Here is a 13,268-nt window from a genome sequence, read left to right as displayed (position 1 = left end):
CACGGATAAAAGCTTGTTCCACATAGGAGCAGGCTTTTATATTTGGTATTAAAGGACAAGAGTATACAGAGTAACTAAACTGTTTGGTTTAACGGAGAACACCTGATCAAAATGTACCCTAACCAGTTAGCCTGTCTGAGGAAAATCTTAAACTCGTATACTCGTGAAGATAGCCTCATTGAACATCCCATTAATCATAATATTATAGCGTAGAAACTCAAATGATGTATAATGACGCAGGAACTCTATAATCAAAATGAAATAAATACAAATTCAAAATAGCATGATCTGAGGTGTACGATGAATCGCTTATTACTCGTAGAAGATGATGAAAATCTGGTGTTTGGTATTCAATATACATTGTCCAATGAAGGATATGAGGTCGTTGTGGCGGGTAGCTTGGAAGAAGCTAGACAGGCACTGCAGATAGAGTCGATCGATCTGATTTTGTTGGATGTCACTTTGCCTGATGGGTCGGGATATCAACTATGCAGTGAGATTCGGGTAACGTCGCAAGTGCCCATTATCTTTTTGACGGCTTTGGATGAGGAAGCTAACGTGGTCGCAGGGCTTGATCTCGGAGCAGATGACTATGTAACGAAGCCTGTTCGAACCAAAGAACTTATTTCACGAATTAAAGCCGTATTACGACGTAACAACAAGGGAAAACAAGAAGTAAGCTTATGGACATCCGATAACATCCAGGTGCGTATTTTAGAAGGAACTGTACTCAAAAAAAATAGTGAAATTACACTGACGGCGCTTGAATACCGATTACTATTGATGTTGATCTCTCATCCTAAGCAGATATGCAGCAGAAGTTCAATTCTGAATCATCTCTGGGATCTCTCGGGCGACTTCATTGATGATAATACGCTCTCTGTCCATATCCGCAGGTTAAGAGAGAAAGTCGAAGATATTCCAGCAGCACCACAATATATCGTAACCGCTCGGGGGATCGGATATAAATGGAACGTGGAAGTTACAGGGAAATGAACATGATCGAAGTTTTGCGAAATCCAGAATGGAAATCCATCGCCATTAAAGTACTTGCTCTGCAAGTTCTTTTGTCGTTTATGATGTTTTTATACATGCAGCATCAAGTCGATAGCATCAATACAACTATCGTGAATCAGAATAGCGCCCTAATCGGACATCTGTTGATGAAAGATCCACAGTTGGAGAATGAGGTGATTCACTTTGTTACCCAAGGAGCCCAGACCGATGAAATCGCTGAGGGGCAACGTATTCTTGCACAATACGGTTATCAGGCGGACATGCCTATAGAAGAGCAGCCGGCTCTTTCAGGACGAGCATTACCCTTGAAAACAGCGACTCAAGTATTGTTGTTTCTGATCCCACTCATGGTATTGCTTCTGTGGGAGTATCGTACATTTTTCATGAAAATCAGAACCATATCTCATGCGGCCGAGCAGGTTGTGGAACAGCAATTCGATGAAAAACTGCCTGAGACGGAGGATGGAGACTTCGGTGCGCTCGGCCGGAGCTTCAATGCAATGGCTGGAAGATTAACCAACAGCCTGGAGCTACTTCGGCAGGAAAAAACCTTTCTGCGCAATCTGTTATCCGACATTTCCCACCAGCTCAAAACACCCCTGGCTTCTCTGATTGTGTTCAATGAAAATCTACTGAATGATCCCGGGATGAAAGAAGAAATGAGAATGACGTTTCTGGAACGAAGCCGGCAGCAGCTTGATCGAATGGAATGGCTCATCATCAGCCTGCTCAAGCTTGCGCGAGTCGAAGCGGGAGCAATTGGATTTCGAAAAGAAAGGATCGAGTTAAGGGAGATGGTGGAGAGCATTGTCTATTCACTCCGGACAGTAGCAGACCAGAAGCGGCAAAACATAACCATCCTCGGAAGTGAGAATGCGTTTGTGCAGGCAGATGAAGAATGGCTTAAGGAAGCTGTCATGAATTTGATAAAAAATGCACTGGAACACACCCCGCCAGAGGGGGAGGTTCGAATCCATTTGGAGGAAAACGCACTGTTTGATACAATCATTATTCAGGACAACGGCGAAGGTATGCATCCCGATGATATACCTCACATTTTCAAGCGATTCTATAAAGGTAAGAACCATAACAAGCCCAATAGTATAGGGATTGGTCTGGCTTTGACCAAATCGATCATTGAGGAACAAAACGGCATCATTACGGTGGAGAGTGTGCCTCAAGAAGGAACGACATTCAGAATTTCGTTTTTCAAAAAAGAGTGGACTTAAGAAGAAGCTTACGAAAATGTAAGCTTCTTCTTCACTTCAACGTAAGCTTCCACACCTATAATAACAATCAAGCAATGTTAATCATACAACTGGAGGTACAACAGGGTGGAAATTTTGAAGACCGAACATTTATGTAAAATATACGGAAGTGCTGAATCTAGGGTGGAAGCATTGAGAGATGTTAATCTGTCCGTCAATCAAGGAGAATTCGTTGCGATCGTGGGCGCCAGCGGATCTGGCAAAAGCTCATTGTTGCATTTGCTCGGGGGAGTGGATCAACCGACAAGTGGCCAAGTCATTATTGACGGTATGGATCTGTATTCTCAAAGTGAAAATGAATTGGCAGTGTTCAGAAGACGCAAAATCGGTTTTATTTTTCAATCGTACAATCTGATCCCGGTGTTAACTGCGGAAGAAAACATTAAATTGCCGATGCTGCTTGAGAATAAACATGTGGACGAAGGTTATCTTGAGGAATTATTGAGCGTGCTGGGACTCAGCGATCGAAGGAAGCACCTTCCGTCCCAATTATCAGGCGGGCAACAGCAGCGAACTGCAATTGGACGCGCATTGATCAATAAACCATCGATTATTCTGGCGGATGAACCAACCGGTAATCTGGACAGCAAGAACAGTAAAGAGATTGTGGATCTGCTTACCTTCTCCGTCAGAAAATACAATCAAACCTTGATTATGATCACACATGATTTGAATGTGGCCCAGAGAGCGGACCGTGTTGTAAATATAAAAGATGGTACACTCTTGCAGCAAACAGGGGTGAAAGATCGTGAATAGGTATACCAGTCTTACCCAAAAATATTTGCTAGGACAGAAAAAAAGATCAATACTTACGATCGTTGGCATTATTTTGTCTGTGACTCTACTTACAGCCATAGGAACCATTGGCCTTAGCTTCAGAGACAAGGTGGTTCGGCAAACCGTTCAAGAGTACGGGGATTACCATGTTTCTTTTAACGGATTACCGGGAGAAGCAGTCTCAAAAGTCGTCAATAATGCATCCGTAGAGAGTGCTGGAATCATTAGCAGAGAAGGTTATTCGGTCATCAGCAAAACGAGTGAGAAAGAAAAGAAGGAAAACCCGTTTGCTGCACCTTATCGGTATTTGAATCTCAAAGGTTATGATGCCGATGCGATGAACATGCTCCAGGTTCAGCTGGATTCGGGCAGGCTGCCGAAAAATTCGCATGAAGTTATTCTTTCGACCTGGAGTCTGGATCGTTTTGCGACCAAACCAAAGCTTGGAGATTCGATTACCCTGAGTCTGGGAGAACGAACTGTCGCATCAACCGGGGAAATCAAACCGATCAATGGTCTGGGTGATTTTGGCTGGGATCTTGATGAAGGCTTTCGTCCCCAAATAGAGAGAGAATTCACCGTTGTGGGATTTATGAAGACAGGAAGTAACGCTTCGTGGTCTTCCAGCTTCATCTTTCCAGCCATCACGTATGCAGATAATGTAAAAATAGAAGCGGATAAAAATTATTTTATTTATGTCAAAATGAAATCAATGAATCAGATTCAGGCGAAGACGGAGACGATGATATCTTCATTGAAGCTAGACCAAGTGGATCAAGGCTCTGCCATAGCGTTGGATAAGGATATTCAATATAAAAATATTCGTGTCGATTATAATAATGAACTGCTTAAGTTGTATGGTAAAAGCACCTATGAAGGTGTAAACCATAGTTTGTTATATGCATTCGCAGCAATCATCATTATTATTATGGGTTGTACGAGTGCAGTGATATATAATACGTTTCATATTTCTGTTCTGGAGCGGACCTCGCAATTTGGAATGCTGCGGTGCATTGGGGCTACCCCATCACAAATACGTAAATTGGTTCTCAAAGAGGCTACAATACTGAGTCTAATTGGTATTCCTGTTGGATTATTGATGGGAACTGTTTTTATGAAACTTCTGTTCTACAACATCAGCTTTTTGGCGTTGGGATTTCTGAATGATATGCAAATGGTCATCTCCCTGCCAATTTTGATCATAGCCGGGGCGTTGGGATTATTGACTGTTTATCTGTCTGCTATCGGACCTGCGAGACTGGCAGCGAGGGTATCCCCACTTGAGGCGGTTCATAGCTCGGGAGGCACGAAAGTGGAGAACGTAACATCTGTCCGGAAAACAAAACTGCTGGGAAAACTGTTGGGTATTGAAGGACAGTTTGCTAGTCGAAACATCAGGCGGAACAAAAAGCGCTTCCGCATTACTGCCTTTTCCATAGTGGTCAGCATGATTCTATTTGTTGTTTTTAGCGGACTAGCTGGTTTGCTGGGGCAGACATCGCAATCAGGTATCGATTATTCCTACTCGGTTATCTATGAAGGACCTTCCAAACGAATCGATGATTCCGTATATTCTGACATTGTTAAGCTTGATGCAGTTGAACATGCCTATCCGTATTACAATAATCAAGTGATGGCTATGTTTCCGAAAGAAAAAGTGAATCCCAAGTATTACGAACTCCGTCCGGGAATGTACTCTGTGGAGGATGGAGAGGGGTACCGAACAGACAATAATTACCTCGAATCATACGGAGATAACGGACTCGATGCTCTGAAATCCAAACTAACGGCTGGTAAGATCGACAAAGAAAAGATGAACCAGGAAAATGGCGTTATCATCAATCAGAAATTAAGAATTACAACAGAGGATGGCAGACAGATCATTATGGATCAAACCCAATTCAAGGTTGGGGATCACATCAAAGTACGCAGCTTGGACTCGGACGAGAAGGGTCATGGTTACACAACACTGACGGTAACTGGAATTGTTGATCAAGGCTTGTTGTCGAGTAACTATAATGAGAGTGCAATGCTTGAATTCATAACAACGCCTGAAGTCGTGGAGAAGGTTACAGGAAACGATACGTACTCCAGAATCTTTATTCTTGCCAAATCCGATATTTCCAACAAACCGATCACGGACTATCTCAAATCCCTGCCCCAAAGAGATGCAGGTTACAGCTACACAGATAAGGTGGAACAACTTGCTCAAGCTAAAAACGACGCGACAACCGCCAAGATCTTTTTATATGGATTTATTGGTGTCATTGTCCTGATTGCGTTCCTGAATATACTGAACACCGTCAGCACCAATCTCATTCTACGCTCCAAAGAATTTGCGGTGCTCAAAGCGATCGGCATGACACAGCGTAATGTTGGGAAAATGATCTTATTGGAAGGTGTTTTATACGGTCTGTACGCTGCTGTATACGGTGGTATACTCGGAACAGTACTGAGCTATGGCATACATCATCTCTTCAAAGGTGCTGTCGACGTAGGTTGGGCCATTCCATGGTCTAGTATTGTTCTGGCTTGTGCAGGTGCCATAGCAACAACACTCGTTGCTACAGCTTGGCCGATGTATCGATTAAACCAAACGAGTATTGTTGAGGCACTGAGAAAGGAAACTTAGAGAAACTGGGGAACTATAAAATAGAATATCCCTTAAAAAAGTCGCATAAATAGATTGCGGCTTTTTTGGTATCAAGAACGTCTTCTAAACAACTTTACATAACCGCAGATGATTCAGCCGTTTTATTTTTCTTCGCAAGCGGCTTTTTCCTCAGTGTCCTATCGTACAGATATGGCTTTCCGTGATATTCCCGTGCATGCTTTTGTTTCTGCTTTTTATGTATATCAACCTTGATCTCCAGATTGGCAACGTTATTCTGGAATTCAGAAGCAACTCGTTTGCACCATTTCAATCCACTTTCTTCAGACGCACTGAAATGAACACGTAGTAGATATCCGTTTACCGTTAATTCAAACTTGTATAAATTCATGATATGTATCCTTTCCAGACGGGCATGTTATGTTACACCAAATACGATAATCTGATTATAACAGGAACGTATGTTCTGTAAAAGTGTTATTTATGATACCCGCAATTCAATAAGGTTAGCTAGACATCTTTGCAAGAGTCCGTTTAATGGTAAAATATCTAAAAATGGTTCATGTTGGGGGATACGCATGTATAAACTGATGATCGTAGATGATGAATTGCTCATGCGGGTTGGAATTCGTTCCATGCTGAATTGGGAAGAGTACAATTTCTATGTTGTTGGTGAGGCGGGAAATGGAAAAGAGGCATTAAGCCTTGCACTTGAAGTGATGCCTGATCTAATTATTACAGATATCAAAATGCCGATTATGGATGGGCTACAGCTTATACAAGAGGCCTCCTGCGTACTGAAAACCTGTAAGTATGTCATCCTGAGTAATTTTGACGAATTTCATTATGTGAAAGAGGCGCTAAAACTTGGCGCTTCAGATTACTTGATTAAAAGTGAAATCACCGAATCCTCCCTTATTGATCTCCTGAGCACTGTTGGACAGAAACTGCAAAGTGAACATGTTCACCCAACCAACACACCCTCTATAACACAGGACTATTTCAAGAGCCTAAGATATCTAAAGGATAGTTTCTTCCAAGATGTTGTAAGCGGATTCATTAGTGAGGAGGATATCGTCACCAAAGCGGAAGAACTGCATTTTCGTATACGTTCGGACCAGTTGGTTGTCATGAAGTTCATCGTGAATTATTACGAGGATGCAAAGCGGAAATACGTAGAGAAGGGAGAAAAGCTGCTCCGATTTTCGATTCTTAATATTATGGAAGAGATCATTCCATCGAAGTGGGAGAAAGAGATTTTTGTTGAAAGTTCCTCAGAATATTGGGTGATCGTTAATGTACTTCCTGAGAGCCAATCTGTACACGCCGACTTGAATAAACTATGTAATAAATTGCTGTCTTCGATCAAGGATTTTATGAATCTATCGCTCACGGCTGGGGTAAGTAGAATGACTTCCGGTTTCCTTCACATCAGGAAGGCCTGCCAAGAGGCAGAAACGGCTCTAGAACAGGGTTTCTTCACAGGAAGCAACCAGGTGTTGTATTACGATGATATGGTTCAATCCCCAGATCGACATGAAGTTAAGGGGGCTTTGAGTCCGCAACAAGAACGAGATTTGTTGAAGTTGTGGGTAAGCAAAGACAACCAAAAGGCGGAAGAGTTCCTTGAAGGAATCCGATCCAATCTGGAACAGCTACGAGCAGATGAGAATAGCATTCGCAAGCAATATATCATGGTAATGGAAACGATACATTCCCATCTATCCCGAGCCACGGAAAGAGGTGCACCTTCTTTAACAGAGAAATCCCCATATGAAATCGTTCTAAAGGGGGAGTATTGGGAGGATATCCACCAAGATATGCTTGCTCATATTGCGTATTACTTCCAAACCGATTCCCAAATCAAACAGGAGAGCACTTACACCGATCTCGCCACTGAATTGATCGACAAGTATTATGCGGAAGATATCTCACTGCAAAGTATCGCTAGCCAAATCAGTGTGAATCCATCGTATCTCAGCCGTGTGTTCAAACAGGAACGAGGAGAGAACTTTATCACGTACTTGACCCGAGTTCGAATTGAACATGCCAAGGCGTATCTATTGAGCAGAGGAATGAGAGTGTATGAAATCGCAGAAAAGGTGGGCTACCATAATTACACGTACTTCAGTAAGATTTTCAAAAAATCGGTAGGGGTCACTCCGGAGGAATATCGAGAATTACAGCAGGGATGAATGTAATCGGTGAATAGAGGTGCAGCATATGAAGCATGTTCGGCCCTTCCGAATCAAGTACAAAATTATGGTGATCTGTATGACGGTCATTATCCTTCCGGTATTGGTGATGACAATCAATTCGTATTACTCCTCAGAGCGGTTGTTGGCACAGAACTATACAACGTTGCTAAACGATCTGGCCAAACAGACGAATATTCGCATTGACGAGTTCCTCAAGGAGATTGAGAAAATTTCGCTGCTAGCCAGCAATGGGCTTAGTGACAATCTGTCTGCGACTCATGAAGGGAGTTTTCCGATCCAGGATTTCCTGCGAGAGGGTGATGAACAACATGAGATTGCCGCATACAATATTCTGATGAATTATATCATGATGAAAGATCGCGTATTCTCCATTTACCTCTACAATATGAACGGGGGGCAAGACCTTTTTGTAAGTCCACATCAACCCATTGATCCAAACTTCAAAGTAGCAAACGAATTGTGGTTTAAAAAGTTTATGCATGATAGTGATAGAACCATTACCCTCACAACACGAATCGATGAGCAATTGGAGAATAAAATACTGGCAGTGTCACACGCTCGCAAAATTCATGATGTGACTAGTGGAAAACTGCTTGGCGTGATTGTTGTCAGTATTGATATCAAATTCATCGAAATCGTCAATCGAAACTTGCAGGAAGGGCTGCGCTCCAGATTCATGATTGTTGATGAGGATGACAAGATCGTATATAACGTGAATGAACGATTAATTGGGACACTGTTCCGGGACAACGTTCGTCCGCCTGAAGCACTAAATGTCGTGGTGACCAGTCCCCTTAGTCAGCAAAAATGGACAACGTACTTATATATGCCTTTGGATGAGCTGACTGCTGATGGCAAAATATTGGGCCGTAATCTGGTGACGCTTGCCATCGTCATTGTTCTTTTTGCTGCCGTAATATCCATCTTTTTATCTCACGTGATCACAACTCCCATTAAGAAGCTGCTACGGAATATTGCTCTAGTCGAGAAAGGTCAGTTTGAACAAGTTGAACCTATTGGCTCAAAAGACGAGATTGGCCATTTATCCATTCGATTTAACAGAATGTCGCATGAATTGAAGCGGTTGGTCGAACGGATGCAGCAGGAAGAAATAGAGAAAGCCAAGGCCGAGATGCGTGCGCTCCATGACCAGATCAAGCCACATTTTCTGTATAACACCCTTGGGTCAGTGAAATGGATCGCCTCGATGCAGCAGGCTGACAAAATCGTGGAAATGACCGATGCACTAATCTCGATGCTTCGCTATGCAACAAAATCCGATGGAACGCTCGTAACCATTCGTGAAGAACTCGATAATATTACGAATTACGTAACGATTCAAAATGTCAGGTACTATGATTGTATTCAAATGCGATATGAGGTTGAGGATAGACTGCTAGATTATCGCATGCCCAAAATGATCCTGCAGCCCATTGTGGAGAATGCGATATTTCATGGACTCGCTGAACTCGAAGAAGACGGAATCATTACCATTCGGATTCAATCACAGCTGGATGAAGTTGTGATCCAAGTCTGCGATAATGGCGTCGGTATGGATCATCATACGATGCAGAATCTATTGGAAGAAAAGTCGGGTGCAAGTACGGGAACGAATGGGATTGGATTGCATAATGTACAGCGGCGGATTCAACTTCATTTCGGTAAACCCTATGGAATACAGGTGGAGAGTAAAATGGGTGAAGGCACCATTTTCTCCATTCTGCTGCCTGCCATTATAGAAGCCAAATAGTCATTCATGCTTTCATTTATACATCTCATAATGCGGTACAGCGATCATAAAAATGAGTTTAGATATAAACAAAGGGCTCGCAGTATGAACTGCAAGCCCTTTTGTTCACCCTTTGACGCTACCTAGCACCAAACCTTTGGTAAAATATTTTTGTAAAAACGGATACACGAGTAAAATCGGAATGGCACCCAAGAACATCTGAGCGGCGCGCCCCGTTCTGGCGTTCATCATGGACAACAGCTGCGTATAATCTGACCCAGATTTCAGCATGATTTGCTCAAAACTTTGCAGGAGGGTCTGGAGGTAGCTTTGCAATGGATAATTGTCTGGATTGTTCATATAGATAATGCCATCGAACCACGAATTCCAGTGGGCAACGATACTGAACAAACCAACCGTAGCGAGAGCGGGCTTGAGAAGTGGTAGTAGAATACGAAGCAATACCTGTACAGGCCCAGCACCATCGATAATTGCTGATTCTTCAATCTCCTCGGGCAGCCCCCGAATGAAATTCATGAGGATAATCATACTGAATACGGGGAGGGCCCCAGGCAGGATCAGAGACCAGATGGAATCGATTAGTCCCATTTTCACGACCACTAGATAGGTTGGAATTAGTCCTCCACTGAATAACATGGTTATTATGAAAAATCCCATATAGATATTACGCCCCATCAATTTTTGTTTGGATTTGGAGAGGGGATAAGCTGTGAGTACGATCAGAACCAGATTCACCAACGTTCCGATAACGGTTCGTTGAATGGCTACCCAGAGAGAGGAGAAAAATGATCCTCCAGTTAATGCAAATTCATAGGCTTTTGTCGTAAATTCCACAGGCCAGAACGTAACACTCCCCGCAGATACAGCCGCGCTGCTGCTGAATGAAACAGCCAGCAGGTTGATAAACGGCAGGATACATAGGAGAGAGATTAGAAGCAATATGGTGTAGTTTATGATAAGAAATACACGCCTGCTCATACTTTTATCATAGATCATAATGTGAGTTCCTCCTTCTTAGAAGATACGATAACCAGCCACTCTGTAAGCCAAGATATACGATACGGCAACCAGAACACTGGAAATGATCGATTTGAATAACCCGACAGCGGTACCAATTGAATACTGTGCCTGCTGAATTCCCAGACGGTAGACATAGGTATCAATAATATCACCGGTCTGATAGACAACAGGGGAGTAGAGATTATAGATCTGGTCAAAGCCAGCATTGAGTACGTTTCCAAGTGAAAGTACGGTCATTAAAACAATGGTTGGCATGAGGAGAGGCAACGTAATGTAGATGGTCTGCTTCCAGCGTTTGGCTCCGTCGATCACCGCGGCCTCGTAAAGCCCCGGATCAATACTGGTCAAGGCTGCCAAATAAACAACCGTGCCAAACCCGAAACCTTTCCATATGTCACTGACAATCATCGTCCAAGGAAAAATAGAAGGTGTGCCAAGAAAGGAGATCGGTGCAATACCAAATACACTTAGAAATGTATTGATAATGCCGTCGGAGCTAAGGATATCCAGCATGATGCCAGCCATAATGACCCAAGAGAGGAAGTTCGGAATGTAGACAAGTGTTTGAAATGTACGTTTGATTCCACTGTGCAGTACCTCGTTAAGCAGTAATGCGAAAATTACGGGCACGATTATACCACCGATAATCTTAAAGACAGACATGTACAATGTATTCCAGATCGTTCTTACGAAGTTCGGCTGATTAAATATGTGGGTGAAATTATCCCATCCTACCCATGGCGAGTTAAAGCCGAGGCCCGGATTGTACTTCTGAAATGCAATAATAAGTCCATAGAAAGGGATGTAACAAAAGATGAAGACCAAGACCAGGCTTGGAATCAACATGAGATGGTAAGGACTCTGCTGCTTCCATTTTCTCAACATTCATATTCCTCCGTTCATCGTACGCCAAATGTAATCGCTATCAAATAAAGGGGAGAGATCCCCTCATCCCCTCTTTGTGACAAACGAGATTATTTCTTCCCGTAGGCTTCATTAACTGCCTGGGTTGCATTATCGCCCCCGGCTGCGCGCCAATTCTGGACAATAACATCGAAATAATCGATACTTTCGCTACCCATAATGATCTTGGTGAAACCTTCGGTCAGGATATCATCCAAGGTTGTGCCGTAGCTTGAAAGTATTTCTGGCGTAACACCCCATAAGGCCGTTTTTGTATAGTTCTCGCTGTCCAGTACTTTCTTGGCAAGACCATACGCATTCTTTGGAGCCCCTTGTTGCAAATAATCACCAACTGCTCCTGGGGTTGCATTCTCCATGAATTCCACACTGTTGTTATATTTTTGCCACATACCCGACGTCGTGAGCCCACTGGTATCCTTGGATTGAAGGGCAGCGGAGACCGCCTCAAATTGCTCGTAATCGGAATTCGGATTAAGTACACGGAACGCTCCAACAACATGGGCAATATCGTTGTCCAGCAAGGCGGATAACGTTTCTGTGGATTCCTTGCCATTGCCTTCATCCACAATATAAGCATAGTCGTTCAAAATTTTGATTACTTCTTCAGGGCTTTTAAATCCCTTTTTCATAACGATATAATTGTTGTTGGCGAAGAAAATGGATTGTTTGGCTTCTTTTCCATCAACGGTAGGGATGATATAAGGGTAGAAGATAGCGTCCTTACCCAGATTGGATACTGTGTCGACACCCGGATTATAACCCCACCACTGGTAATAAGGCTGCATGCCCACTTTGCCGGCTACAATGTCCGCGTTCATCGCATTAAAGTCTTTGATTGCAAATTCCGGATCAATGATGCCTCGCTTGTACCATTCTGACCACTCAGCCAGCGCATTTTTCATCTCAGGCTGCACGGATCCGTACACGAGTTTTCCATTGCTATCCTCCATCCACATATCCGGATGCGCATTCCATGCAATGGCGAGCAGGTTGAGGTAATCCAACGATTGGTCTACCGCTATACCATAACCACCGTGCTTTTCCATGAATTTTAGTGCGATATTTTTGATGTCTTCCACAGATTTCGGATCTTGGAGTCCCAATTCTTCTTTCCAGTCGTTCCGAATCCAGATGAAGTCTGGTTGTTCAATTAATCCCCAGTGCATCTGTGGTATCCCGTACAGCTTACCGTCCTTCTTTCCAGATTCGTAACTGTCTGCATCTGCTTCCATGTAACCTTTGAGACGATCTGAAGCGTATTGATCAAAGACCTCGGAAAGGTCCATGACCATATCTGCTTCGACTAACTGTCTCAGTTGTGATGGATTAACTCTGAATACGTCAGGAAGATCGTTCGATGCGATAGCCAAATTGAGTTTTGTATCGTACTCATCGCTAACCCAGTCTGTTTTGACGTTGATATCAAACTTCTCTTTGTATCGCTTAATCCATACATTGTTGGTGATATCGTCGCCCTTTGGATATTTTGCTGAAGTGTATTCTGATGTTACGGTGTGAATGGTTGTCGTTCCAGCCTCGTTGGAATCCGTGTCCGTTGTTGAACCTTTATCAGCACCGCTTCCATTGCTACAGGCTGCGAGTAATAAGGTTGACATGCACACAGACAAGACTAAGGCTTTCGTTTTCTTGTTCATTTCTTTTCCCCCTTATCAGTCATATTT

At 43.1% G+C, this 13,268-nt stretch carries 10 protein-coding genes; 6 read left to right on the top strand and 4 right to left on the bottom strand.

Annotated elements, in window-relative coordinates; translation table 11 throughout:
* Positions 1 to 300: 300 nt before the first annotated feature.
* From NSQ38_RS20750 to NSQ38_RS20735, 4 genes are all read left to right on the top strand, one after another.
* On the top strand, positions 301 to 996 hold the full coding sequence (locus NSQ38_RS20750; protein WP_339783882.1) for a response regulator transcription factor: 696 nt from the start codon (positions 301 to 303) through the stop codon (positions 994 to 996).
* The gene (locus tag NSQ38_RS20745) at positions 969 to 2,246 is read left to right on the top strand and encodes a HAMP domain-containing sensor histidine kinase (RefSeq protein WP_339783881.1); all 1,278 of its coding nucleotides are present in this window, start codon (positions 969 to 971) and stop codon (positions 2,244 to 2,246) included. Before NSQ38_RS20750 ends, NSQ38_RS20745 begins: the two co-directional genes overlap by 28 nt.
* A gap of 105 nt (positions 2,247 to 2,351) precedes the next feature.
* The gene (locus tag NSQ38_RS20740) at positions 2,352 to 3,041 is read left to right on the top strand and encodes an ABC transporter ATP-binding protein (RefSeq protein WP_339783880.1); all 690 of its coding nucleotides are present in this window, start codon (positions 2,352 to 2,354) and stop codon (positions 3,039 to 3,041) included.
* A complete protein-coding gene (locus tag NSQ38_RS20735; protein WP_339783879.1) occupies positions 3,034 to 5,694 on the top strand; it encodes an FtsX-like permease family protein in 2,661 nt (886 codons plus the stop codon). Before NSQ38_RS20740 ends, NSQ38_RS20735 begins: the two co-directional genes overlap by 8 nt.
* Positions 5,695 to 5,788: 94 nt before the next feature.
* On the opposite strand, the gene NSQ38_RS20730 is transcribed toward NSQ38_RS20735, so the two are convergent.
* Positions 5,789 to 6,064 (bottom strand): hypothetical protein, encoded by a 276-nt coding sequence (locus tag NSQ38_RS20730; protein ID WP_047842994.1) that lies wholly within the window; start codon positions 6,062 to 6,064, stop codon positions 5,789 to 5,791.
* Between the two features lie 187 nt (positions 6,065 to 6,251).
* Here NSQ38_RS20730 and NSQ38_RS20725 point away from each other — a divergent pair, with 187 nt between their 5' ends.
* Both NSQ38_RS20725 and NSQ38_RS20720 read left to right on the top strand, forming a co-directional pair.
* Positions 6,252 to 7,868: a helix-turn-helix domain-containing protein gene (locus NSQ38_RS20725; RefSeq protein ID WP_339783878.1), complete on the top strand. Its 1,617-nt coding sequence runs from the start codon at positions 6,252 to 6,254 to the stop codon at positions 7,866 to 7,868.
* Positions 7,869 to 7,896: 28 nt separating this feature from the next.
* The gene (locus tag NSQ38_RS20720) at positions 7,897 to 9,642 is read left to right on the top strand and encodes a sensor histidine kinase (protein WP_339783877.1); all 1,746 of its coding nucleotides are present in this window, start codon (positions 7,897 to 7,899) and stop codon (positions 9,640 to 9,642) included.
* Between the two features lie 105 nt (positions 9,643 to 9,747).
* Here the strand turns inward: NSQ38_RS20720 and NSQ38_RS20715 are convergent, their stop codons facing one another.
* The 3 genes from NSQ38_RS20715 to NSQ38_RS20705 all read right to left on the bottom strand — a co-directional run bounded on the left by NSQ38_RS20715 (position 9,748) and on the right by NSQ38_RS20705 (position 13,241).
* A complete protein-coding gene (locus tag NSQ38_RS20715) occupies positions 9,748 to 10,638 on the bottom strand; it encodes a carbohydrate ABC transporter permease (protein WP_036615762.1) in 891 nt (296 codons plus the stop codon).
* Positions 10,639 to 10,656: 18 nt separating this feature from the next.
* Positions 10,657 to 11,547 carry an ABC transporter permease subunit gene (locus NSQ38_RS20710; RefSeq protein ID WP_036615758.1) on the bottom strand — a complete coding sequence of 297 codons (891 nt, stop codon included), beginning with the start codon at positions 11,545 to 11,547 and terminating at the stop codon, positions 10,657 to 10,659.
* An 89-nt stretch (positions 11,548 to 11,636) separates the two neighbouring features.
* On the bottom strand, positions 11,637 to 13,241 hold the full coding sequence (locus NSQ38_RS20705; RefSeq protein ID WP_339783876.1) for a hypothetical protein: 1,605 nt from the start codon (positions 13,239 to 13,241) through the stop codon (positions 11,637 to 11,639).
* Between the last annotated feature and the right edge of the window lie 27 nt (positions 13,242 to 13,268).

The sequence above is a fragment of the Paenibacillus sp. FSL R7-0313 genome (assembly GCF_037969885.1).
Taxonomy (GTDB): domain Bacteria; phylum Bacillota; class Bacilli; order Paenibacillales; family Paenibacillaceae; genus Paenibacillus.
The sequence above is the reverse complement of the archived record's forward strand: the minus strand, read 5'-3'. Positions and strand labels throughout refer to the sequence as shown.